A 23,376-nucleotide genomic window follows, 5' to 3' on the forward strand; every position below is an offset into this window, starting at 1 on the left:
CATGATCTCGTGCTTCGCTCTCTCGACGACGATCAGGCCCAGGAGGTCGTCACCATCCCCCTCGCCGGCAAATCCAGCATCGCCGATCACATGGTGATCGCCAGCGGCCGCTCGACCCGCCAGGTCGCCTCGATGGCGCAGAAGATTTCGGAGCGGATCAAGAAGGAGCTTGGCCGCAATGTCCGCATCGAGGGGCTCCCCGTCGCCGACTGGGTGCTGATCGACGCCGACGACGTCATCGTCCATCTGTTCCGCCCGGAGGTCCGCACCTTCTACAATCTGGAGCGGATGTGGGCGTTCGAGGAGAGCAATGCCGCGCCCGCCGGCGGCTGATCCTTGCTGCTCCACATCATCGCGCGGGGGAAGATCGGGCGCGGGCCGGAGGCCGAGCTGGTCGACCGTTACCTGAAGCGCATCGCCTGGCCGACCCGCGTCACCGAGCTTCCCGAAAGCGGCGGCAGGCTACCCGCGCCGACGGAAAACGGCGTCACCATCCTGCTCGACGAAAAAGGAGAGCCACTGGGTTCCCTCGCTTTCGCCCGCAAGCTCGAGACCTGGCGCGACGGCGGCCGGCGCGAGGCGCGTTTCCTGATCGGCGGCGCCGACGGCTTCGGCGACGAAGAAAGGGGCCGGGCCGACCTCCTCCTTGCCTTCGGCAAGGCGACCTGGCCGCACCTCTTCGCCCGCGCCATGCTGGCCGAGCAATTGTTCCGCGCGACGAGCATCCTTGCGAACCACCCCTATCATAGGGAAGGATGAAAGGATGAACCGACGCTTCCTCTTGCCCGCCATCCTCGCCGCCGCGCTCGCCGCCGGCCAAGGCCAAAGCGCGCCGGCTGATGCGGGTGCGCTCGCCTTGGCCAAGCGCCAGGCGGCCGGAGCGACCCTGCGCTCGCGCCAATTGGAGGCGCGGGCGGCCGAGGCCACCAATGCCGCCGAGAAGGCGCGCGCCGCCGCCGCCGCGCTCGCCGCCCGGATCGAGGCCGCCGAGGCCGACATCACCGCCGCCGAGGCGCGCATCCGCATCATCGAGGATCTCCGCGCCGGCCAGCGCGCCCGCCTCGCCGAGCGGCAGCGGCCGGTCGTCCACCTGACGGCCGCGCTCCAGACCATGGCCCGCCGCCCGCCAGCCCTCGCTCTGGTTCAACCGGGTTCGCTGGACGATCTCGTCCACGTCCGCTCGCTGCTCGCGTCGACCCTGCCGGTGATCCGCGCGCGGACCAGCGGCCTGCGCGAGGAGATCGAAGCCGGGGAGACCCTTCGCCGCCAGGCCGAGGTGGCGGTCGCCGCCCTCGTCCGCGGCCAGGAGGAGCTCAAGACGCAGCGCCTCGCCCTCGCGCGTTTCGAAGCGGATCGTCGCCTCCGTTCCCAGGCGCTCGCCGAATCGGCTTTGCTGGAATCCGATCGCGCTCTCGCCTTCGGGGAGGAGGCCCGCGACATCGCCGCCTTGATGGGAACCCGGGAGCATCAGGCGAAGGTCCGCCAGAGCCTCTCCGCGCTTCCCGGGCCGATGCTTCGCCCGCCGCTGGAGGGCGAGCCGCCGCGCCGATCCGTCCGCGCCGCCGCCGAGCCGCCCTATATCCTTCCCGTCGAGGGCCGGCTGGTGCGCGGCATGGGCGAGATATCGGATGCCGGGGTCCATGCCCGGGGCCTCACCTTCGATGTCGCCGACGGCGCCCGGATCGTCGCGCCGCGCGATGCGCGGGTCGCTTTCGCCGGCCCCTTTCGCGGCTATGGCGAGATCGTCATCCTCGACCATGGCAGCGGCTGGACGACCCTCGTCACCAATCTCGCCTCCCTCTCGGTCGCGGTTGGCGACAATGTGAAGAAAGGCGCGCTCCTGGGACGCGCCGGCGCAAGCGATCCGCGCGTCTCCGTCGAGCTGCGCCGGCGCGGTCGCCCCTTTCCCATCGCTCCGCTGATCGCGAGCCGCTGATCCATCCACGGGACGAACGGCGGTTCCGTTCACCCCGCGTTGCTTTTCCAAGTGCTAAAAAGGCTGTAGAACCGTCTCGAACGCGTCAGCAGGATTCTCCATGGCCAAAAACCTCTTCCGCTCCATCGGCCTCGTCAGCGCCGTCGCCCTGATCCCGGCCGCCACCGCCGCGCTCGCCGCCGTGGATGTCGACACCTATCGCGAGCTCGACCAGTTCATGAGCGTGTTCGAGCGCGTCCGATCCGAATATGTCGAGCAGGTCGACGACAAGACTCTGCTGCGCGGCGCCATCGACGGCATGCTCGCCAGCCTCGATCCCCATTCCTCCTATCTCGACGAAAAGGGCTTCAGCAGCCTGATGACCACCACCGAGGGCGAATATGGCGGTCTCGGCCTCACCGTCACGCAGGAGGATGGGGCGGTGAAGGTGATTGCGCCCACCGAGGATACCCCCGCCGACCGCGCGGGCATCAAGGCCGGCGATTATCTCACCCATCTCGACGGCAAGCTCATCTATGGCGGCACGCTCGACGAGGCGGTCGAGCAGATGCGCGGCGCTCCCGGCACCAACATCACCGTCACCGTCGTCCGCCCCGGCCGCGACAAGCCGTTCGACGTCAAGCTGACCCGCGCGATCATCGAGCTTCCCGCCGTCAAGTGGGAGATCAAGGACCGGGTCGGCATCATCAACGTCAACACCTTCAACAAGACGACGACCGACGCGACCCTCGCCGCCATGACGGCGGTCGAAAAGTCGCTGGGCGGGCCGCCGCTGGGATATGTCCTCGACCTCCGCTCCAATCCGGGCGGGCTGCTCGACCAGGCGATCGGCCTTTCCGACGCCTTCCTCGAGCGCGGCGAGATCGTCTCCCAGCGCGGCCGCGACAAGGGCGACATAGAGCGCTTCTACGCGCGCCCCGGAGACGCCGCCCGCGGCCTGCCGGTCGTCGTCCTGGTCGATGCCGGCAGCGCCTCGGCCGCCGAGATCGTCGCCGGCGCGCTGCAGGAGCATCACCGCGCGATCGTCATGGGCGAGCGCACCTTCGGCAAGGGCTCGGTGCAGACGCTGCTGCCGCTCGGCCAGGATACGGCGCTCCGCCTCACCACCGCGCGTTACTATACGCCGTCAGGCCGGTCGGTGCAGGAAGGCGGCATCAAGCCGGACATCGAGGTGCCGCAGCTGTCGGACCCCGATTACAAGGACCGCCCGGTCTTCCGCGAATCCGACCTTCGCCGCCACCTCATCAACGAGTTGAAGGTCGACGAGGAAGTGATCCAAGAGGACGGCAAGCCCGACCCCCGCTTCAGCGCCACCGCCGAGGAGCTGAAGAAGAAGGGCATCGAGGACTTCCAGCTTCACTACGCCCTCCAGACCATCGCCCGCCTCGACAAGACGCGGACGGCGGCCGCGGGCGAGCCGAAGAAGACGGGAACGCGCTAGAAAAAGAGACCGTCGCGATGGCCGCGACCGATGAAACGCGCACGCCGCGGGGGAACGAAATGCCGGGAGCGCCAGACCTGTGACGAGCCTCGAAAAGGCCCGATGGCTTGCCTTGCTGGTGCCTGCCGCCTTGCTCGCGGGGGCGCTCGGCTCCCAATATTATGGCGGCCTCTATCCGTGCGAGATGTGCCACTGGCAGCGCTGGCCCCATTATGCCGCGCTCACGCTGGCGCTCCTTTCCTTCGCGATGCGGGGCCAGCCCGACCGGGGCCGCAGCTTCGTCTGGCTCGCCGCCCTCGCCATCTTCACGAGCGGAGCGATCGGCGTCTATCATGCCGGCGTGGAGGCGGGTATCTTCGAGGGGCTGACGACGTGCAGCGCGGCTCTTTCCGGCGGCTCCAGCGCCGACATTCTCGCGGATATTATGGCGACGCCGCTCGTTCGTTGCGATCAAATACAATGGTCGTTCCTCGGTATCTCGATGGCCGGGTGGAACGCGATCCTCTCCATCGGGTCCGCATCGGTGATATCATGGCTGAGCCTCAGACGACCCCGCGCCCCGGCATGAGCGCCCCCGGTTGGCGCCCCGGCGACGCCCGCGCCGACACCGGGTCGATGATCCGCGTCGACCAGGCCGGCGAATATGGCGCGACCCGCATCTATGCAGGGCAGCTGGCGGTGCTCGGCGACCGCCACCCCGCATCGCGCGCCATCGCCCGCATGGCCGCGCAGGAGCGCCGCCACCTCGACGCGTTCGACCGGCTGATGGCCGAGCGCGGAATTCGCCCGACCCTGCTCCAGCCGGTCTGGAACGTCGCCGGCCACGCGCTCGGCGCGGTGACCGCCCTGATGGGTCCCGATGCCGCCATGGCCTGCACCGCGGCGGTCGAGACCGAGATCGACGAACATTATTCGGAGCAACTGCGCGCGCTGGGCGAAGACGATCCCGACCTTGCGGCGACCATCGCGGAATTCCGGGCCGAGGAGATCGAGCATCGCGAGACCGCGATCGCCGCCGGCGCGGAAAATGCCCTCGGCTACCCCGTGCTTTCCGCTTTCATCCGGGCCGGCTGCCGCGCCGCCATCGCGCTCTCCAAGAGGATCTGAAATCATGAAGTGCCTGTTCATCGCCGCCGCCGGCGCCGCCGGCCTCCTCGCCGCTCCCGTTTTGGCGCAGGAGGCGGCCGCGACCGTTGCCGACGACACCCGGATCAGCCAGCTCATCGTCTACGGCGCCGATCCCTGCCCCGAGAGCACCGCGGAGGAGATCACGGTCTGCGCGCGCCGGCCCGAGGAGGATCGCTACCGCATCCCCGAAAATCTGCGCAATGACCCCAACGACCCGGCCAACGACACCTGGACCGAGCGCGCCACCGAGCTGCAATATGTCGGCAAGAGCGGCATCGGCAGCTGCTCGCCGGTCGGCCCCGGCGGCGCCACCGGCTGCTATGAGGAATTGGTCCGCAACGCCCGCGCCGAACGCGCCGGCCGCGATTCGGTGAACTGGAATCGCCTCATCGAGGAAGCGCGGCAGGAACGGCTCGGCCGCATCGACGCCGAAGCCGAGGCGATCGAGGAAGAGCTGAACCCGGTCGATTAAAGGAACAAAGCGACGGCGCCGGACCTTCTATTGGGCGAAGGAAAGGAGGCCGCCATGAAAGGCTTCGTCCCCTGCGCCGCGATCCTTGCCGTCGGCGCCGCCGCGATGGCGCAGTCGCCCACGGATCCGGCCACCCCCGCGCGCGAGCAGGTTCGCCGCGTCGTCGTCTACGGCGCCGAGCCCTGCCCGCCGAGCACGTCGGATGAGATCATCGTCTGCGCGCGCCGCCCGGAGACGGAACGCTACCGCATTCCCGAGGAGCTGCGCGATGAGGCGACCGAGGAGGACCCGGCAAGCGAAGCCTGGGCCTCGCGGGCACAAAGCCTCGAATATGTGGGCGAGACCGGGATCCAGAGCTGCTCGACGGTCGGCCCGGGCGGCGTCTCGGGCTGCTGGGCCGAAATGATGCGCATGGCCCGCGAGGAGCGGCGGCAGGCGGCCGAAGGGCAGCCGCAGCCGTAGATTTCCGCGCTCGGCTTCGCGTCATCGCGAGGAGTGTAGCAACGTGGCGATCCAGCGCACAGGCTGGATCGCCAAGGTCGCTCGCAATGACGGGAAACCCGCTCAGGCCTTGGCCTTCTCCACGGCGATCCAGTCGATCACCTGACGTTCGAGCACGTCGAGCGGCACCGCGCCCTGGCCCAGGACCGCGTCGTGGAAATATCGGAGGTCGAACTTCGGCCCCAGCTCCTGCTCGGCCCGGGTCCTCAGCTCCTTTATCTTGAGCTCGCCGATCTTGTAGGCCAGCGCCTGGCCCGGATTGGCGATATAACGGTTCACCTCGGCCTCGATATTGGCCTCCGAAAGCGCCGTATTGTCCTTCATGTAATCGAGCGCCTGTTGCTTCGACCAGCCCTTGGCGTGCATGCCGGTGTCGACCACCAACCGCGTCGCGCGCCACATCTGGTAAGAGAGCTTGCCCATCTGCTTGGCGGGCGTGTCGTAGAGACCCATCTCCTCGCCAAGGCTCTCCGAATAGAGGCCCCAGCCCTCGATGAAGGCAGTGAAGAAGGCGGCATGTTTGCGGAATTCGGGCATGTCGAGTTCCTGCTGGAGCGCGATCTGGTGATGATGCCCGGGCACCGCCTCGTGAACGCTGAGCGCCGGCACTTCCCAGAGCGGCCGCTGGTCGAGCTTGGAGGTGTTGACATAATAGGTCCCGGCGATGCCGCTCTCGGGCGAGCCCGGGTAATAATAAGCGGTCGTCGTCCCTTCGGCGATCTCGCTGGGTATTTCCCTGATGCCATAGGGGAGCCGCGGCAGCAGCCCGAACAGGCCGGGCATCTTGCCGTCGATTTCCTTGTTCACCCGCGCCACCGCCTGCATCAGCTCTTCGGGAGTCTTCGCATAATATTTCGGGTTGGTGCGCAGATCCTCGATATAGACTTCGCGGCTGGGGAAGCCGGCTTCCTTCGCCACTTTCTCCATCTCGCCCCGGATGCGCGCGACCTCCCCGAGGCCGATGGCGTGGATCTCATCGGCGTCGAGGTCGGTCGTCGTCATCTCGCGGATGCGGAAATCGTAATAAGCCCGGCCGTTGGGCTGCGCCGACACGCCCACCGCCTCGACGCATTTGGGGCCGACCTCGGCGGTGTAGAAATCGAGATGCTTCTTATAGGCGGGGTTGATCGCGCTGGTGACGATCGCCTTCGCCCGCGCCTGCATCGCCGCCCATTCGGCCTCGCTGACATCGACCGGCCTGGTCCGGGTGAAGGGCGCGTAGAAGCGCGACTTCTCCGCGTCTGCCGCGATCACGCCGGATATCGTGCCCTCGAACCCCTCCATCGCGACGCAGGGCAGCATATACCCCTCCTGCACCGCCCGGCGGGTGATCGCGATCGCCTCGTCGTTGAGCTTGGGATATTGGGCGATGCGGGCGAGATAGCTTTCATGGTCGGCTTTGGTGCGGAGCGGCACGAAATTGGAGAGGCCGGCGGCGAACTGGTGCCAGCCGCTCCGGTTGCTGAACAATATCATGCGCTGCCCGAAGCTGTTGGCCTCGATATCCTCTTCCAGCATCCGCGTGAGAATGGCGTGGTTGGTGCGGTCGGCGGCGCCGAGTTCGGCCACGGGGATGGCGTTCAGCCGGGCGAGTAGCGCCTTTTCCGCTTCCACCTGACGATTCGCCGCGGCGAGGCTGATGTCACCGATCCGGTCGTCATAATCGCGGACGCCGAGGCTGGTCGCCTGGATCGGGTTCACGCTCAGATACCAGGCCCAGTGATCGTCGATCACCGCCTTGAGGTCGTCCGCCGGCGCCGCCAGAGCCGGCGCGCTCGCGCCCAGCAGCAATGCAATGATGATCCCCCGCATATTGATGCCCCTCCATTCGTTCGTTACGGCTTCATATCCACCCCTTGCCCCGACGCAAGGGCCGCCGGGAAACATCTCCGCTCCCTGCCCGTTGGCAGGAAGCCAATAGCGGGAAGGACCAGCGTCATGAGCGACCACATCTACAAGATCGTCGAAGTCGTCGGCAGCTCGTCGACCAGCATCGAGGACGCCATCGAAGGCGCCATCGCGCGCGCCTCCAAAACGGTGCGGGATATAGGCTGGTTCGAGGTTACCGAAACACGGGGCCATGTCGCCGGAGGCAAGGTCGCGCATTATCAGGTGACCCTGCGGATCGGCTTCACCTTGCGCGACTAGGCCGCGCCGGCCGTCGAAAAACCACTGGTTTCCTAGAATTTTGCCGATAGGTTGCGCCCATCCGAATGGGGGGACCGCCTGTGACATTAGCCGAAGCCACGCCCGAGCTCGACGCCGTCATCGACAAGGACGACCGTTCCTTTCTCGGCCATCCCAAGGGTCTGGGCTACCTCGCCTTCGCCGAGGCGTGGGAGCGTTTCTCTTATTACGGCATGCAGGCCCTGCTCGTCCTCTATATGGTCAACGAGCTTCTTCTCCCCGGCCATGTCGAGAATATCGTCGGCTTCGAGGCGTTCAGCAGCCTTTATGGCGGCCTGACCGGCCAGCCGCTCGCCTCAGCCATCTTCGGCACCTATTTCGCTTTGGTCTATCTGACGCCGATCTTCGGCGGCCTGATCGCCGACCGCTGGCTCGGCAAGCGCCGCACGGTCGTCATCGGCGCCGTCACCATGGCGGCCGGCCATTTCCTGATGGCGTTCGAGCAGAGCTTTCTTTTCGCCTTGCTCTGTCTCGTCCTCGGCAACGGCTGCTTCAAGGGCAATATCGCGAGCCAGGTGGGCGCGCTCTACAAGCCCGAGGATCTGCGCCGCGCCGACGCCTTCCAGATTTTCTACCTCGCGATCAACGCGGGCGTCATCGCCTCGCCCCTGATCGTCGGCACGTTGGGCGAGAAGATCGGCTGGCATTGGGGCTTCGGCGCCGCCGGCATCGGCATGCTCATCGGCCTCGTCATCTATCTCGCCGGGCAGAAATATCTGCCCCGGGAGCATTTCACGCCGCAGGCCGAGCGGGCGCCGCGCGAGCGGCTGCGGCGGCACGAGTGGCTCGCCGTCACCGCCTTGCTCCTGCTCATCCCGGTGATGGCGATCGGCTTCCTGCCCAATCAGCAGATCTTCAACGCCTATCTGGTCTGGGGCGACCAGCAGTTCGACCTCGACTTCATGGGCACCAAGCTGCCAACCACCTGGTTGATTACCCTCGACGCGGTGGTCAGCGTCAGCTTCCTCGCCGGGGTCGCGCTCTTCTACCGCTGGTACGCAAAGCATTGGAACGAGCCCGACGAACTCGGCAAGATCGTCATCGGCTCGGCCTTTTCGATCGCCGGCATGCTCTGCCTGTTCGCCGCCGCCGCGACGCAGGGCGAAGGCGAGAAGATCGGTCTGTTCTGGCCGGTGATGTTCCACCTGCTCAACAGCATCGGCTTCGCCCACATGCTGCCGGTCACCCTCGCTTTGTTCGCCAAGCTCGCCCCCAAGGCGATCAACGCCACCGTGATCGGCCTCTATTATCTCGCCTTCTTCGCCGCCAACTCGCTGGTGGGCTGGATCGGCGGCTGGTACGCGACCATGCCTACCACCAGCTTCTGGCTGCTCCACGCAGGCTTCGCCGCAGTGGCAGGCGCGGCGTTCCTGCTGTTCAAATTGTTCCTGTCGAAAAAGCTGATGGCAGGAGAGCCGGCGCCGCTGCCGGCCTGAGCAAGGTTGGATGGGAAGCGATTGGATTTAATGAATAAATGCCGTCTGGACAAACGCAGGATCAGAACATAAGTAGAACGTATGTCCCGTCTCGACACGCGCGAAAAGCTCGCCATCCTGGCCGATGCCGCCAAGTATGACGCGAGCTGCTCCTCGTCGGGTACGAAGCGCCGCGACAGCCGCGGCGGAGCCGGGCTGGGCTCCACCGAAGGAATGGGCATCTGCCACGCTTACGCGCCGGACGGCCGCTGCATTTCGCTGCTGAAAATCCTGCTCACGAACAGCTGCATCTTCGACTGCCATTATTGCATCAACCGCAAGAGTTCGAACGTCCGGCGCGCCCGCTTCACAACGGAGGAGGTCGTCCGGCTGACACTCGCTTTCTACAAGCGTAACTATATCGAGGGCCTGTTCCTCTCCTCGGGGATCATCCGCTCATCAAACTATACGATGGAGCAGATCGTCGAGGTGGCGCGGTCGCTGCGCGAGGATCACGATTTTCGCGGCTACATTCACCTGAAGAGCATTCCGGACGCCGACCCCGAACTCGCCCGTCAGGCGGGCCTTTTTGCCGACCGCGTGTCGATCAACGTGGAGCTGCCGACCGAAGCGGGTCTGAAGCGCCTGGCACCCGAAAAGGATGGCGGGCGGATCGAAGGGGCGATGAAGAGCATGACGGCCTCGATCGCCGAAGCCAGCGATTCCCAGCGTCGCTTTCGCAATGCTCCAGCCTTCGCGCCGGCCGGTCAGTCCACGCAGATGATCGTCGGCGCCGACGAAGCGAGCGACGGCGACGTCATCCGCCGCGCCAGCAGGCTTTACGACCGCTTCGCTCTGAGGCGCGTTTATTATTCGGCTTTTTCGCCCATTCCAGACGCTAGCCTCGTGCTGCCCCTCAAGCGCCCGCCGCTGATGCGCGAGCACCGGCTTTACCAGTCCGACTGGCTGATGCGCTTTTATGGCTTCAAGCCGGCGGAGGTGGTGGAGGCGACCGACCCGGCGGGCATGCTCCCCCTCGACATCGATCCCAAGCTCGCCTGGGCGCTCCGGTTTCGCGAGCAATTCCCGGTGGATATCAACCGCGCGCCACGGGAGATGCTGCTGCGTGTGCCCGGCCTCGGAGTGAAAGCGGTCGACAATATCCTTGCGTCGCGCCGTTGGCGGCGCCTGCGCCTCGACGATGTCGCGCGGCTTACCGTCTCCGTCCGGAAGCTGCGGCCGTTCATCGTCGCGGAAGACTGGCGCCCCACCGCCCTCACCGAGAGAGCCGACCTGCGCCAACGCCTCGCCCCGCCGGTGGAACAGCTGGAGCTGTTCGCCGCTTGAGGAGGCTATGCGGACTGTCTGCCTTTCCCACGAGGAGGATTTCGAAGGCTGGCGCGATGCCGCGCGCTCCCTCGCTTTGGCCCGCGTCCCAGCGTCGGACGTGACCTGGCAGGTCGGCACCGGCGCCCATGACCTGTTCGCCGACGAGGCGGTGCGGGACGCATTCGACTCACCCACCTTTTCCGTACCGCGCCCGTTCGTGGAGCTCGCCGGCTCGGTCATCTGCCATTCGAACCCGGAGCGCTTCTCCCTCCTATATGCGATGCTGCTGCGCCTGCACGCCAACCCTCGCACGCTCGAGGATGCGGCCGATCCTCTACTGCGGCGCCTTGAAGCCATGGCCAAGGCGGTGCGGCGCGACATGCACAAGATGCGGGCCTTCCTCCGCTTCCGCGAAGTCGAGACCGACGCCGGCCCGCGCTTCGTTGCCTGGTTCGAGCCCGAGCATCATATCGTTCGCGCCAATGCGGGCTTCTTCGTCCGTCGCTTCGCCGCGATGCGCTGGTCCATCCTGACGCCCGAGCTTTCCATCCACTGGGACTTGGAAGCCTTGGCCGAGGGGCCCGGCGCTACCCGCGACGATGCTCCCGCGGACGATCCGATCGAGGAGGTCTGGCAGACCTATTACGCCTCGACCTTCAATCCCGCGCGCCTGAAGGTCGGCGCGATGCTGAAGGAGATGCCGAAGAAATATTGGAAAAACATGCCCGAGACGGCGTTGGTCGGAAAGTTGATCGCGGGAGCGCAGGCGCGCGAGTCGGAGATGGTGGCGAAGTCGAAAGCGAAGCTGACCGGGCCGGAGCAAGCCGGCCTCGCCGCCGCCGACGCGGTCGAGCGGCGCCTCCAGCCCGGCGGCAACGCGCTCGCCGCCTGGGAGGCGATTCTTGCTGAGGCCAAGGGCTGCACCCGCTGCCACCTACACGAATGTGGCACCCAGACCGTGTTCGGAGAAGGGCCGCTCGATGCCCGCATCCTGTTCGCCGGCGAGCAGCCGGGTGACCAGGAGGATATCGCCGGCCGCCCCTTCGTCGGCCCCGCCGGCCAGCTTTTCGACAAGGCGCTTGCCGAGGCCGGCATCGACCGGGCCGCCACCTACGTCACCAATGCGGTCAAGCACTTCAAGTTCGAGCGGCGCGGCAAGCGCCGCATCCACTCCAAGCCCGACGGCCCCGAAATCGCCGCCTGCCGCTGGTGGCTGGAGCAGGAACTGGCGCTGGTCCGGCCGCCGCTCACCGTCGCGCTCGGCGCCACCGCCGCCCGCTCGCTCTTCGGCAAGGTGGTCACCATTTCCGCCACGCGCGGCAAGGCGCACAGGCTGGAGGGTGGCGGCGAGACCTGGGTCACCGTCCACCCAAGCTTCCTTCTCCGCGTCCGCGACGACCGCGAGGCCGAATATGCCCGCTTCGTCGAAGACCTCCACAGGATCGGCGAGCGGGCGAAGGCGCTCGCCTGATGCATCGCGCGTGAGACAGTCCACCCGCCGGCGTGGAGCCGGCGGGTGGCGAGGCTTCAGAAGATGAAGTCGGCGGCAACGGGCGCCGCAGCATTCACCAGGAGGATCTGGAAGTCGAAGGCGCCGTCGCTGTCGCTATCGACATCGATCAAGGTGTTGGCGCCCGAGGCGCTGGTCTCCACGTCGCCGATGTCGATGCCATAGGCGCTGAGGTCGATGCGGTCGGTACCCGATGCGAAATCGAGGATTCTGTCCGCGCCCGGATTGCCCGAGAAGGCGAACGTGTCGCTGCCCAGGCCGCCGAGGAGCGAATCGCTGCCCCGTCCTCCGCTCAGCCGGTCCTCGCCGCCGCCGCCGACGAGAAAGTCGGCCTTGGCGCCGCCAATCAGTTCGTCGTCGCCCAAGCCGGCGTTGATGTAGGTGGGTCTGGCGCTGGCGCTGTCGTCGACCGTGTCTTCGCCGCTGGTTCCAAGTCGAACGACCTCGAACCGGCTGCCGCGTGCGGCGCCGCTCGCCAGATCGCGGACGTCGAAGGTCATGCCGGGCGCGGCGAGGAAGGAAATGCCTTCGTCGTCGTAGCGGCTGACCGGCCCGGCAAGGGCGCCGGCGCTTTCCGCCTGGAGCCGGACGGCGAGGCCCGCATCCTGGTTCGTCATGCTTCCGCCGTCGCGCGCATGGCCGTTGCCGACCTCGGCGCTGGTGAAGGTGAGCCTGACCTGCCCCGGCGCGCCGAGGAGAATCACGGTGTCGTTCCCGGCCCCGAGATTGACCGAGTCGGCGCCGTCTGCCCCGGCAATGTAGATCGCCCTGTCATTGCCGCCGCCGCCCGATATGCGGTCGTTTCCGGGCGCGCCGACGATAAGATCGTCGCCGCCGCCTCCCCGGATGATGTCGTTGCCGGCGCCTCCGACCGGATGATCGTCGCCCCTCCCGCCGGTGATCCGGTCATCGCCGAGGCCGGCATTGATGTAAAAGAACTCGCTCTGTCCGCTATAGTCGTACCTATCGGCGCCGCTGGTGCCGAGCGTCACCACGTCGAACGTGTTTCCGCTCTCCGCGCCGGATACGTCGCGAATGTCGAACTTTACCGTTTCCGACACCGTCCTGAAGGTGATGCCCTCATCGTCGAAACGGCTGACCGGGCCGAACAAGGCGCCCGCGCCGTTCTCGGCCTGAAGCCGGATGGCGAGACCGCCATCCTGGTTCGGCATCATGTTGCTGTCGTTGGTATTGCCGTTGCCGACCTCGAAGCGGGTCAGGGTAAGCCTGATCTGGCTCACCGAAGGGCCGGAGCCGATGACGACCCGGTCGTTGCCGGCGCCGAGATTCTGGATGATCGGGCCGTCGTGCAGGATGTTGAACCTGAACAGATCGTTCGCCTCGGGCTCGGCTTGCGATGCCGCGTTCCGAGCTTTGGTGCGAATGGGATAGTTTGCCATGTCGTCGCTCCTTTTCCCGCGAGAATGTGCCGTTCGCGCCGACGCCAACGGGAAGGCGCCGCACCTCTTACTGGTGCGCGCCGCGACGATCTCGCCGCAACACAGGCGACGTTATGAATCGGTGATGGAAAGGTGATATTCGCGCCGCTAGGCCGGATTCGCTCCGCGCCGGTAATCCGGCAGGGTCCTGGTGGCGCGCCAATAATCTTCAAGACCCGTCGCCTGAAGCAGGCGAGCGAAGCGCGGTTCGTCTCGAAGCGGCGCCGTCTCGGGCATGAACAAGGGCTGGGTGTACCGTCTGTCGTAAGGGCCGGGCGGCGGCACCGGCGGCCCCGATCCTTCCTTCGCGCCCAGATAATAACGCTCGAGCCCGTCGAGGGCGAGGTCGGGGCGACCGAGCAGCACGAACACAGGCGCCGTTCCCAAAATGCTCTCGACGCCATGTACTGTCTGCTCGCGAAACTCGGCCAGGCTGGCCGCGACATCCGTCGCGTCCCGTTTCTCCACCGCCCGGGCCAATGTGAGCCGAGTCTCGATCGCCTTCGGCCCGAGATTGTCCGGCTGCGTCTCCGGGTCCAAGACGAACGCGGCCGCCGAAGCGGGGCGGCCGTTGGACAGGAGGAAGCGGAACTTGAGGTTCCACAGGGGATAATGAGCGGGCCACCGCTCGACGGCCGCGTCCAGCACCGTCTCCGCTTCCTGGAGCCGGCCCAAGCTCCACAACGCGCGCGCGTGGGTGATGTGGGGGATCGGGATGAAGGGCTCGATCTCGAGCTGCCGCTCGGTATGCGCGATGCCGTCGCGCCAGCGCCCGACCTCGTAGCGGATGATGCCGAGCTGGGCCTGGACGAACCAATGGTCGGGATAGCGCTCGCCGAGCCGTCGCAGGTCGGCCTCCATCCAGTCCCAGTTCCGGAAATAGGGCTTGATGACGACGAGCGCGACCTGGGCGTCGGCGTTGTCCGGATCGAGCGCCAGGGCCCGCCGCGACGCCGATTCGATGAGGCCGGGGAGGCTGCCCATCTCGCCCTCCGCATAACCTTCCAGGATATGCCGGTAGGACAAAGCGAGCCCTCCCCAGGCATCCGCATAAAGCGGGTCGATCTCGGTCGCCTGCGTGAAGAAGGAGACCGCCTGCCGGACCTGCTCGGGCACGCCCTGGCGCTGCGCGATCTGACCGCGGCGGTAGAGTTCCAGCGCCTCGGGATGCGGCTGGTGCCGCCGGTTGCGGTCCCAGATGAACAGCCCGCCGGCCGCCACGGCGACGCCGGCGGCGACACTCGCGCCGATGACCCGCCGGCGCGATGGGCGCGCCGACGGGTCCGCTGCCGGCCCGCTTTCCCGTGACGGTGGAATCGATGTCTCCGGGGCCGTCGATCCGCCGGGTACGACCATCCTGTATCCGACCTTGGTGATCGTCTCGAGCTGGAACGAATCCATGCCGAGGTCGGTCGCCGTCTGTCGAATGATGGAGATGACGCGGTTGATCGCATTCTCGCCGACGATGCGCCCGCCCCAGCAGCGGTCGATCAACTCGTCGCGCGAGATGACGGAACCCTTGGCCTCGGCGAGCACGACCAGCACCTGCATGACCCGGGGTTCGAGCGTCTCGCTTCTGCCGTCGCGGATCAGCTGGCGCGTGGACGGATGGACCTCGACGTCGCCGAGGCGGAAGGGCGGCACATCCGCCAGGTTGACGGGATCCCCGGCCCCTCTCCTGGCCCGCACCATCGGCACCACCCCCTTTTATCGCGGCGGCGATTATAGCGTGAGGCCGTTGTCGGCGCCATGGACAGAAAGAGCGGACCGAAAACCATCTCGGATCGTGCGCGGCCGCTGGCGCAAGCGGCGCGGCAGGTGCATGAACCGGCCTGACCAGACAGGGAGAGGGATATGGCCAAAGTGACGGGGCTCGGCGGCATCTTCTACAAGGTCGCGGATCCGGAAGCGACGCGGGCCTGGTATCAGGAGACGCTCGGCATCGGCGGCGAGTGGGGCGCGGTCTTCCCCTGGCAGGCGGACGAGGCCGAAGCCTACAGCCTGTTCTCGCCGTTCAAGGTCGCGACCGATTATTTCGATCCGAGCGCCGCCGGGTTCATGGTCAATCTCCGCGTCGACGACCTCGACGCCTTCCTCGTCGGCCTGAAGGCCAAAGGCGTGGACATCCTCGGCACCCAGTACGAGGAATATGGCAAGTTCGCCTGGATCATGGATTGCGACGGCATCAAGATCGAGCTGTGGCAGCAGATCGGACCCGCACCCGCCGCCTGAGCCTTCAGGCCCTCGACCGGAGCGGACCAAGGGCGGTCGGCCCCGATCCCGATTTCATGACGTTGCGCCGGAACAGGCCGGCGGCGAGCTTCAGCGTCAGCCACACCCACAAGGCCTGCCAGCCGATCGCGAGCGCATGAGTCCACAGTTCCGGCGTCTGCGCGGCGCGGGCGATCATGGCGAGCGGCGAGCTGAACGGGAAGACCGCCGCCAGGATGGCGACGAGGCTGTTGAACGGTCCCACCGCGAAGGATGCAAGCAGGAAGATGAGGATCTGGGCGACGGTGACCGGCATCGACAGCGTCTGCACCTCGCGCACCGACGAGGCCTGCGATCCGATGCCGAGGAACAAGGCGCCCAGCAGCAGATAATTGGCGGCGTAATAGATGAGGACGAGCAGGACGAAGAGCGGCCACCCCACCGCCGGTTGCGGGAGCGCGAACGCCTCGGACGGCCACAAGGTGAGCCCGAGGATCGCAGCCGAGGCCCATACCGCGATGCCGACCAGCGACACCGCCAGCATCGCTACCAGCTTGCCCAGGAAGATGGCGTCCACGGGCACCGCTGCCGCCAGCACCTCGATCACCTTGTTCGATTTCTCCTCGATCAAATTGGAGAGGAGCATGCCGGCGAGGAATACGGTGAGCATGAACAGCAAAAGCTGTCCGCCCCGCGCGGTGACGGCGCGCGAAGCCGCGAGCGAGCCCGCCGATTCTTCCACCTTGACGAACTCGATCTCCAGCGGCGGCGGCACCGCTCCGGCGCGGTCGAGCGCGCGGCGGTGGCGCGCCTCCTCGACGATCAGGGTGATCTGCTCGCGTATCGCGCCGGTCTCGCTGACCGCGCCGGTGAGCCGGGGGCGGGCGACGCCGCCGGTCATGACCGCCAAGATGCGCTTGTCGCGGGAGCCGAGCAGGTCCGCGATCTGCGCCTCGAGGACATAATCGGGCTCCGCCCGGACGAGCACAGGCAATTCGTCCGCGCCGAAGGCCGGCGCCAGCCGGGCGCGGGCGGCTTCCATTTCGCCGAACTCCGCCTGGCTCGCGATTACCGAGACCGTCGAGCGCATGTCCTGCCGAGCCATCCGTTCGCTGAGGTTGCCGAATAGGATCGAGATGCCGATGATGAGCAGCGGTCCGACCAGGAAGAGCAGAAACGTCTTCGAAAAGACCGTGGCGGTGAAATCCCGCCGTCCAATCACGAAGGCGGATTCGAGAAGTCTGGTCATTCCGCCGCCTCCCTTGCCTCTTCCGGCCCGGTATCCATCTGCCGCGCCGCCGCTTCGCCGGCGATGGCGACGAAGGCATCGTGGAGGCCAGGCCGTTCGATCGACAATTCCTCGATGCCGGCGCCGCCGTCGATCAATGCCTTCAGGAGCGGCTCGATGCCGCTTTCGGGAAGCTCGAACTGCCAGACTCCGCCAACGCGTATCTCGGCGTCGTGCGGGAGCGCCCCCCGCCAGACGCCGTCGGCGGCCCGGGTGCGCAGCCGCACCTGCGGCCGAAGCCGCTCGCGCGCCTCCGAAACCAGCCCTTCGAAGCGCAGCCTGCCGGCGGCGATGATGGCGATGCGCTCGCACAGCCGCTCGGCATGGGCGATGACATGGGTCGAAAAGATGATGGTCGCGCCATCCGCCGCTTCCTCGCGAATCAGATGTTCCAGCCGTCCCTGGTTGATCGCGTCGAGGCCGGAAAAAGGCTCGTCGAGGACGATCAGGCGCGGGCGGTGGACGATAGTGCCGAACAGCTGGACTGTCTGCGCCATGCCCTTGGACAGGCTCCGGATCGGCTTGTCGATATAATCGCCCATGCCGTTGTCGGCGAGCAGGCCTTCGGCGCGCGTCCTGCCGATATCGAGCGGGAGGCCGCGCAGCGCGCCCATGAACGCGATGGCGTCACCGGCGGTCATCGCCGGATAGAGGCCGCGCTCCTCCGGCAGATAGCCGACGATGCGCGCCGCCTCCATCGGCCGCTCGTGGCCGAGCAGGGTGCGGTGCCCGGCATCGGGATCGATGATGCCGAGCAGCATCCGCAATATGGTGGTCTTGCCGGCGCCATTGGGGCCGAGGATTCCGTATATGCTGCCGGCGGGAACGGCGAGGTCGATGCCGGCGACGGCGCTCTTTCCGTCAAAGGCCTTGATGAGACCCTTCGCCTCGATCGCGAACCCAGCCGCCATTTTTGCCATCCCCCTTAGCTTTCAATGTGGTAGCGGGTTGCCGCGATGGATGGCAAGCTCCCCTTTCGTGAACGGCTGGAGACGGAGGCGAGGGCGCTCGGCTTTGTCGCTTTCGGCGTCGCCCGCGCCGATGCCGCGCCCAGGACGGCAGAGCGGCTGCGGGCATGGCTCGATGCGGGCGCCCATGGCGACATGATCTGGATGGAGACCACCGCCGACCGGCGCGGCTCCCCTGCCGGCCTGTGGCCGGAGGTCCGGTCGGTCATCTCGCTGGGGATGAGCTACGCCCCCACCATCGACCCGCTGGCGCTGACGGACGAGAAGGAGGTCGGGCGCATCTCGGTCTATGCCCAGGGCGGCGATTATCACGATATTGTCAAAAAGGCGCTGAAGCATCTCGCGCGCTGGCTGGTGGCGGGATCCCCCTGTGCGCTCAAGGTTTTCGTCGACACCGCGCCGGTGATGGAGAAACCGCTCGCCGAGGCGGCCGGCCTCGGCTGGCAGGGCAAGCATACCAACCTCGTCAGCCGCGCCGACGGAAGCTGGCTGTTCCTCGGCGCCATCTATACGACCCTGGAGCTCGAGCCGGATAGTCCGCATAGCGCGCGCTGCGGGAGTTGCAGCCGCTGCCTCGACGCTTGCCCGACCGGGGCCTTTCCGGCGCCGTTCCAGCTCGATGCGCGGCGCTGCATCTCCTACCTGACGATCGAGCATAAGGGCCCGATCCCGCACGAGTTCCGGGAGGCGATGGGCAACCGCATCTATGGCTGCGACGATTGCCTCGCTGTCTGCCCGTGGAACCGCTTCGCCGATACGGCGCGGAGGAACCAGGCGTTCGTGCCCCGCGCCGAACTGGTCGCGCCCGCTTTGGCCGATTTGCTGGCGCTGGACGATGCGGGCTTCCGCCAGGTCTTTGCCGGCTCCCCGATCAAGCGGATCGGCCGCGACCGCATGGTGCGCAACGCGGCGATCGCGGCGGGAAATAGTGGCAGCGGGACGCTGGTGGAGCCGTTGCGAAAACTGGTGGATGACGCCGATCCGGCGGTGGCCGAGGCGGCGCAATGGGCGATCGGGAAGCTCACCGAAATTCGTTCCTCCCGAGCGTAGTCGAGGGGCGTATGTGATGACTCCGTGCCAGCGCCCCTCGACTTCGCTCGGGACGAACGAGTCTAGCGCTTAGCCAGTGCCTACCGCGCCTCTTCCCGCCGGCTGAGCGCGGCGACGCAGCTCGCGCGGTCGACGTCACGGCCGTCGGGCAGTCGGGCGTCGATATAGCTGACGACCGCTTCGTCGCCCCTCCCCGGCGGGTAGAGATAGGCGTCGAGGACGCAGACCTGGCTGGCGAATTGAAGCTTGCGGGCGGTGCCTTCGCGGATGTCGAGATCGGCGGCGCCGAACTGGGATTCGAGCGCGCGGGCGGTGCGGCCCATCACATTTTCCAGCCCCACGATGCTGAACGTCGGCGGCGCCGGCGTGCCGACCTGGCCCGACGGCGTGATCGGCGCGCAGCCGGCGGCGGCGAGCGCCAGGCCGATCGCCATGCTGCTGCGCCTCGCTGAAAAGTTCATACTTTCTCCGAATGGAATAAGTGGGTGGCGACGGCCGCGCCGAGCACCGGCGCCAGCAGGTTGACGAACGGGATGGTGAAGAGGGCAGTCGCGCCGAGGCCGAGCAGGAGGCGCTTGATCTTGCTGGAGCCGAGCCACCGTTTCAGCGCCTCTCCGTCCAGATGCCGGATCGCCACCATTTCGCCGAGGTCGCGGCCGAGCGCGATGGCGTTGATGACGAAGAAGAGGATGAGCGGGCCGATGGCGGTCACGAGCAGCAGCAGATAGAAAGGCAGCGCCAGCAGGTTCCAGAGGATCAGCCGTCCCGCCGAGCGCAGCCCCAAAGCGAGCGACCGCGCGAACGAAGGATTGCGCCCGCTCGCCGCGGCGGCGGGATAATGGCGCGCTTCGACCGCCTCGACGACCTCGTCGGAGAAGATGCCGAGCACGCCGATGGCGATGGCGGGAAAGAGGAACCAGAGGCCGAGAAGGCCCAGAAATACGGCAGCCGTGGTGCCGGCGCCGGTCCCGATCTCGCAGCTATAATCGAGCGGGCCGATGCCGCAGGGATTGCTCCCGGTCAGCAGCCAGCCGAGCAGCAAGCCGGCGAGGGCGAAAATCGCCAACGTCAGCAGCAGCGACTTGACGAGCAACCGCCGGATGCGGGGATCGCCGAGTTGGGCAATAGCGAACGGGAGCGCGGCGAACATGGCTCCTGCTTCGCCGATGCGGGCCGGACGGTCAACGCCGGGCAGGTTGATCGCGCGCCGCCCGCCGTTTAGGGGCGGCCCATCTCCCTCCCTCGGAAAGCAGCCCCACGTGACAGACACACGCCTCGACGTCCTCGCTATCGGCAACGCCATCGTCGATGTGATCGCCGCCGCCGACGACGCCTTCCTGGAGGCCGAGGGCCTCGCCAGGGGGTCGATGCGGCTGATCGACGCGGATGAGGCGACCCGGCTCTACGGCCGCATGGGCCAGGGCCGCGAGACGAGCGGCGGATCGGCGGCGAACACGGTCGCGGGCATCGCCGCGCTCGGCGGGCGTGCCGGCTTCATCGGACAGGTGGCGGGCGACCAATTGGGCGAGATCTTCCGCCACGACATTACCGGCCTCGGCGTCGAGTTCACCACGCCCGCAAGCGCCGGAGCGGTCCCGACGGCGCGCTGCCTGATCCTGGTCACGCCGGACGCGCAGCGCACGATGAACACCTTCCTCGGCGCTTCGCAGCACTTGCCCGCCGCCGCCATCGACGCAAAGCAGATAGAAAGCGCGGCAATCCTCTACCTCGAAGGCTATCTGTGGGATCCCGAAGAACCGCGCTGGGCGATGATCAAGGCGATCGACATCGCCCGCAATGCCGGCCGCAAGGTCGCCTTCACTCTCTCCGACAGCTTCTGCATCGCGCGGCACCGCGACGGCTTCAACCAGCTGATCGACAGCGGCAAGATCGACATCCTCTTCGCCAACGAGGAGGAACTGAAGGCGCTCGCGGGCGAGGAGGATTTCGGCGCCGCTATGGCCGCAACCAGCCGTCGGGTGGAGACCCTGGTCGTCACCCGCAGCGAGAAGGGCGCCGTCGCCCTGCGTGGCAAGGAACGGGTGTCGGTGCCCGCCGAGCCCGTGGCCCAGGTCGTCGACACGACCGGCGCGGGCGATCTCTTCGCCGCCGGCTTCCTCGCCGGCCAGGCGCAAGGCCGCTCGCTGGAGCAGAGCCTCCGCATGGGCGCCATCGCCGCAGCCGAAGTGATTTCGCACTATGGCGCTCGGCCCGAGGCAGACCTGAAGGCGCTCGTCGCCGAGGCGTTGGGATGAAAAAGGGGAGGCTGAAGCCTCCCCTTTTCCTTTTCACGCTTGGCACTTCCCGTAGGAGCCTATTGGTTTTCGGTCCCAGGAGGGGCATGCGGCTCGATCTCGTGGAGATCGGGCACCTCGACAATGCCTTTGCCGAGATGGCTGTGGCGATATCCGTAGAGATAATAGATCACGAACCCGATCACCGCCCAGACCGGCAGAACGATCATCGCCTCGAACGGCAGGTTGAAGAACAGGAACAAAGTGCCCGCGATGGTGAGCGGTCCGATCAGCCACAAAGCCGGAGTACGGAACGGCCGCTTCCGGTTCGGCTCTCGCTTGCGCAGCATCATCACCGCGATCGCCACCATGAAGAAGGCGTAGAGCGTACCCGCATTGGCGATATCGGCCAGCTGGCCGACCGGCAGGAAGGCGGCGGCGAAGGCCACCACGGCGCCGGTGATCGCCGTCACCACATAGGGGGTCTTCCACTTCGGGTGGATCTTGGACAGGCCGTCCGGCAGCAGCCCGTCGCGCGACATGACGAAGAAGATGCGGGTCTGGCCGAACAGCAGGATCAGGATCACCGAAGGCAGCGCGACGAAGGCGGCGATACCCAGCAGGTTGCCGACGCCGCTGAATCCGATCTCGCGCAGCACATGCGCCAGCGCTTCGTTCGAGCAAACCAGCATGCCGGAATAAGCGGGCATGGCGCATTGGCGGGCAAGCTCTTCCGATCCGGCCGGAAATGGAATGCCGCCCGGGCCCATGATCGGCTGTCCGCCGATCGAGCCGATCGCGCCGGCGGCGACGAGGACGTAGAAGACGGTGCAGATCAGCAGCGACCCGATCAGGCCGATCGGCACGTTGCGCTGTGGGTTTTTGGTTTCCTCGGCCGCGGTCGAGACCGCGTCGAAGCCGACATAGGCGAAGAACATCGTCGCGGCGGCGCCGACCGCGCCGACACCCGATCCGAACCCGCCGAACACACCGGCCGGCAGGAACGGGTTGAAATTGTCGAGCTCGGATCGCGGCAGCGTCAGGATGATGAAGGCGGTGAGCGCGGAAACCTTGATCGCCACCAGCACCGCGTTGACGCGCGCGCTTTCATTGGTGCCGATCATCAGCAGCCAGGTGACGAGGAGGGCGATCACGACCGCCGGGAGATTGATGAAGCCGCCGGGCGCGCCGCCGAGCGCGAGCGGTCCGGCGCTCAGCGCGGCCGGAAGCTCATAGCCCATGAACTGGTTGAGTATCGTGCCCGTGAAATAGCCGGACCATCCAACCGACACCGCGGACGCAGCGACCGCATATTCGAGGACGAGGGCCCATCCGACTGACCAGGCGAGCAACTCGCCCATCACCGAATAGGTGTAGGTGTAGGCCGAGCCCGCGACCGGGATCATCGATGCGATCTCGGCATAGCAGAGCGCGGCGACGATGCAGATCGCGCCCGCAATCGCGAAAGCCAGCATCAGTCCCGGTCCGGCCTTCTGCGCGCCGGCCGATGTCAGCACGAAGATGCCGGTGCCGATGACGCAGCCAATGCCGAACAGGGTGAGCTGCAAGGCGCCGAGCGTGCGGTGAAGCGACTTCTTCTCGGCGGTGGCAAGGATGGCGTCGAGAGGCTTTACGCGCCCGAAAATCATGGTCTTCCCCTTGAAATGTCCCTGAGCCGCTTGGCCGCGGCCCTATGGTTTGTCGCGGAACCTACTCGCTAATCATCGGCGCGCAATAGCGATAATGGCGGCGGAGGCTCATCCCGGCGTCGGCGGCCCCGAAAAAAGCCCTCTCCGGGCGGGACGCGTGGCCGCTCCTAGCGCACCAGCATAGGCCCGAGCGGATGCCCGCCGAAAATATGGACGTGGAGGTGGGGCACTTCCTGCCCGCCATTGGCGCCGACATTGGCGAGCAGGCGATAGCCGGGCTCGACCAGCCCCGCTTCCCGCGCGATCCGGCCGACGGCGCGGACGAAGCCGGCTATCTCTTCCGCAGACGCGCGCGCGGAGAAATCGTCCCATGAGACATAGGCACCCTTGGGTATGACCAGGATATGGATCGGCGCCTGCGGAGCGATGTCGTTGAAGGCGAGCACGTATTCGTCCTCATAGACTTTCGAGCAGGGTATCTCCCCGCGCAATATCCGGGCGAAGATGTTGCTTTCGTCATAGGGGCGGGTGGCGTCGATTGGCATAAGGTCCTCCGTCACGTCGGCTTAACCGCTGGGCGGGCGGCGGCGCAACGCGCTTGACCCGTTCGCGCCCGGC

At 66.9% G+C, this 23,376-nt stretch carries 24 protein-coding genes; 15 read left to right on the plus strand and 9 right to left on the minus strand.

Features of this window, described 5'->3' with window-relative positions; translation table 11 throughout:
- Window positions 1-9 precede the first annotated feature (9 nt).
- The 8 genes from rsfS (at window position 10) to ACFQRC_RS06675 (ending at window position 5,439) form a co-directional block, all read left to right on the plus strand.
- Window positions 10-333 carry a ribosome silencing factor gene (gene rsfS / locus ACFQRC_RS06640; RefSeq protein WP_379959187.1) on the plus strand — a complete coding sequence of 108 codons (324 nt, stop codon included), beginning with the start codon at window positions 10-12 and terminating at the stop codon, window positions 331-333.
- Window positions 334-336: 3 nt separating this feature from the next.
- Window positions 337-759 carry a 23S rRNA (pseudouridine(1915)-N(3))-methyltransferase RlmH gene (locus ACFQRC_RS06645; protein ID WP_379959189.1) on the plus strand — a complete coding sequence of 141 codons (423 nt, stop codon included), beginning with the start codon at window positions 337-339 and terminating at the stop codon, window positions 757-759.
- Window positions 760-763: 4 nt separating this feature from the next.
- Window positions 764-1,936 (plus strand): murein hydrolase activator EnvC family protein, encoded by a 1,173-nt coding sequence (locus ACFQRC_RS06650; protein WP_379959191.1) that lies wholly within the window; start codon window positions 764-766, stop codon window positions 1,934-1,936.
- 100 nt (window positions 1,937-2,036) lie between these two features.
- Complete coding sequence (locus ACFQRC_RS06655; RefSeq protein ID WP_379959193.1) at window positions 2,037-3,377, plus strand: S41 family peptidase; 1,341 nt, start codon at window positions 2,037-2,039, stop codon at window positions 3,375-3,377.
- Window positions 3,378-3,456: 79 nt separating this feature from the next.
- Window positions 3,457-3,945 carry a disulfide bond formation protein B gene (locus ACFQRC_RS06660; protein WP_379959195.1) on the plus strand — a complete coding sequence of 163 codons (489 nt, stop codon included), beginning with the start codon at window positions 3,457-3,459 and terminating at the stop codon, window positions 3,943-3,945.
- On the plus strand, window positions 3,909-4,484 hold the full coding sequence (locus ACFQRC_RS06665; RefSeq protein WP_379959197.1) for a demethoxyubiquinone hydroxylase family protein: 576 nt from the start codon (window positions 3,909-3,911) through the stop codon (window positions 4,482-4,484). The genes ACFQRC_RS06660 and ACFQRC_RS06665 overlap by 37 nt, the downstream gene beginning before the upstream one ends.
- A 4-nt stretch (window positions 4,485-4,488) precedes the next feature.
- Complete coding sequence (locus ACFQRC_RS06670) at window positions 4,489-4,977, plus strand: hypothetical protein (protein WP_379959200.1); 489 nt, start codon at window positions 4,489-4,491, stop codon at window positions 4,975-4,977.
- A 54-nt stretch (window positions 4,978-5,031) separates the two neighbouring features.
- Entirely contained in the window at window positions 5,032-5,439 is a 408-nt protein-coding gene (locus ACFQRC_RS06675; RefSeq protein WP_379959203.1) for a hypothetical protein, read from the plus strand.
- Window positions 5,440-5,541: 102 nt separating this feature from the next.
- Here the strand turns inward: ACFQRC_RS06675 and ACFQRC_RS06680 are convergent, their stop codons facing one another.
- Window positions 5,542-7,290, minus strand: coding sequence for a DUF885 domain-containing protein (locus ACFQRC_RS06680; protein WP_379959205.1), 1,749 nt, complete (start codon window positions 7,288-7,290; stop codon window positions 5,542-5,544).
- Between the two features lie 126 nt (window positions 7,291-7,416).
- On the opposite strand from ACFQRC_RS06680, the gene ACFQRC_RS06685 reads away from it, so the two are divergent.
- The 4 genes from ACFQRC_RS06685 (at window position 7,417) to ACFQRC_RS06700 (ending at window position 11,880) form a co-directional block, all read left to right on the plus strand.
- Window positions 7,417-7,626, plus strand: a complete 210-nt coding sequence (locus ACFQRC_RS06685; protein WP_379959207.1) for a dodecin — start codon at window positions 7,417-7,419, stop codon at window positions 7,624-7,626.
- 80 nt (window positions 7,627-7,706) lie between these two features.
- Window positions 7,707-9,101 (plus strand): peptide MFS transporter, encoded by a 1,395-nt coding sequence (locus ACFQRC_RS06690; RefSeq protein WP_379959210.1) that lies wholly within the window; start codon window positions 7,707-7,709, stop codon window positions 9,099-9,101.
- Between the two features lie 81 nt (window positions 9,102-9,182).
- Window positions 9,183-10,427, plus strand: a complete 1,245-nt coding sequence (locus ACFQRC_RS06695; RefSeq protein WP_379959213.1) for a putative DNA modification/repair radical SAM protein — start codon at window positions 9,183-9,185, stop codon at window positions 10,425-10,427.
- Window positions 10,428-10,434: 7 nt separating this feature from the next.
- Window positions 10,435-11,880, plus strand: a complete 1,446-nt coding sequence (locus ACFQRC_RS06700; RefSeq protein ID WP_379959215.1) for a UdgX family uracil-DNA binding protein — start codon at window positions 10,435-10,437, stop codon at window positions 11,878-11,880.
- Between the two features lie 56 nt (window positions 11,881-11,936).
- Here the strand turns inward: ACFQRC_RS06700 and ACFQRC_RS06705 are convergent, their stop codons facing one another.
- Together ACFQRC_RS06705 and ACFQRC_RS06710 are read right to left on the minus strand one after the other, a co-directional pair.
- On the minus strand, window positions 11,937-13,319 hold the full coding sequence (locus ACFQRC_RS06705) for a calcium-binding protein (RefSeq protein ID WP_379959218.1): 1,383 nt from the start codon (window positions 13,317-13,319) through the stop codon (window positions 11,937-11,939).
- A 147-nt stretch (window positions 13,320-13,466) separates the two neighbouring features.
- On the minus strand, window positions 13,467-15,050 hold the full coding sequence (locus ACFQRC_RS06710) for a winged helix-turn-helix domain-containing protein (protein WP_379959220.1): 1,584 nt from the start codon (window positions 15,048-15,050) through the stop codon (window positions 13,467-13,469).
- Between the two features lie 162 nt (window positions 15,051-15,212).
- On the opposite strand from ACFQRC_RS06710, the gene ACFQRC_RS06715 reads away from it, so the two are divergent.
- Window positions 15,213-15,590, plus strand: a complete 378-nt coding sequence (locus tag ACFQRC_RS06715) for a VOC family protein (protein WP_379959222.1) — start codon at window positions 15,213-15,215, stop codon at window positions 15,588-15,590.
- 4 nt (window positions 15,591-15,594) lie between these two features.
- On the opposite strand, the gene ACFQRC_RS06720 is transcribed toward ACFQRC_RS06715, so the two are convergent.
- Window positions 15,595-16,818 (minus strand): ABC transporter permease, encoded by a 1,224-nt coding sequence (locus ACFQRC_RS06720; RefSeq protein ID WP_379959225.1) that lies wholly within the window; start codon window positions 16,816-16,818, stop codon window positions 15,595-15,597.
- Entirely contained in the window at window positions 16,815-17,768 is a 954-nt protein-coding gene (locus ACFQRC_RS06725; protein WP_379959227.1) for an ABC transporter ATP-binding protein, read from the minus strand. The genes ACFQRC_RS06720 and ACFQRC_RS06725 overlap by 4 nt, the downstream gene beginning before the upstream one ends.
- A 45-nt stretch (window positions 17,769-17,813) precedes the next feature.
- On the opposite strand from ACFQRC_RS06725, the gene queG reads away from it, so the two are divergent.
- The gene (gene queG, locus ACFQRC_RS06730) at window positions 17,814-18,875 is read left to right on the plus strand and encodes a tRNA epoxyqueuosine(34) reductase QueG (protein WP_379959229.1); all 1,062 of its coding nucleotides are present in this window, start codon (window positions 17,814-17,816) and stop codon (window positions 18,873-18,875) included.
- A gap of 80 nt (window positions 18,876-18,955) precedes the next feature.
- On the opposite strand, the gene ACFQRC_RS06735 is transcribed toward queG, so the two are convergent.
- Window positions 18,956-19,309, minus strand: coding sequence for a hypothetical protein (locus tag ACFQRC_RS06735; protein ID WP_379959231.1), 354 nt, complete (start codon window positions 19,307-19,309; stop codon window positions 18,956-18,958).
- A gap of 23 nt (window positions 19,310-19,332) precedes the next feature.
- On the minus strand, window positions 19,333-20,025 hold the full coding sequence (locus ACFQRC_RS06740; protein WP_379959234.1) for an EI24 domain-containing protein: 693 nt from the start codon (window positions 20,023-20,025) through the stop codon (window positions 19,333-19,335).
- A gap of 109 nt (window positions 20,026-20,134) precedes the next feature.
- Here ACFQRC_RS06740 and ACFQRC_RS06745 point away from each other — a divergent pair, with 109 nt between their 5' ends.
- A complete protein-coding gene (locus ACFQRC_RS06745) occupies window positions 20,135-21,130 on the plus strand; it encodes an adenosine kinase (RefSeq protein WP_379959237.1) in 996 nt (331 codons plus the stop codon).
- Between the two features lie 59 nt (window positions 21,131-21,189).
- On the opposite strand, the gene ACFQRC_RS06750 is transcribed toward ACFQRC_RS06745, so the two are convergent.
- Together ACFQRC_RS06750 and ACFQRC_RS06755 are read right to left on the minus strand one after the other, a co-directional pair.
- Window positions 21,190-22,758 (minus strand): amino acid permease, encoded by a 1,569-nt coding sequence (locus ACFQRC_RS06750; protein ID WP_379959240.1) that lies wholly within the window; start codon window positions 22,756-22,758, stop codon window positions 21,190-21,192.
- 167 nt (window positions 22,759-22,925) lie between these two features.
- Window positions 22,926-23,303, minus strand: coding sequence for a histidine triad nucleotide-binding protein (locus ACFQRC_RS06755; RefSeq protein ID WP_379959243.1), 378 nt, complete (start codon window positions 23,301-23,303; stop codon window positions 22,926-22,928).
- Between the last annotated feature and the right edge of the window lie 73 nt (window positions 23,304-23,376).

It is taken from the genome of Enterovirga sp. GCM10030262 (assembly GCF_042666435.1).
Lineage (GTDB): Bacteria > Pseudomonadota > Alphaproteobacteria > Sphingomonadales > Sphingomonadaceae > Allosphingosinicella.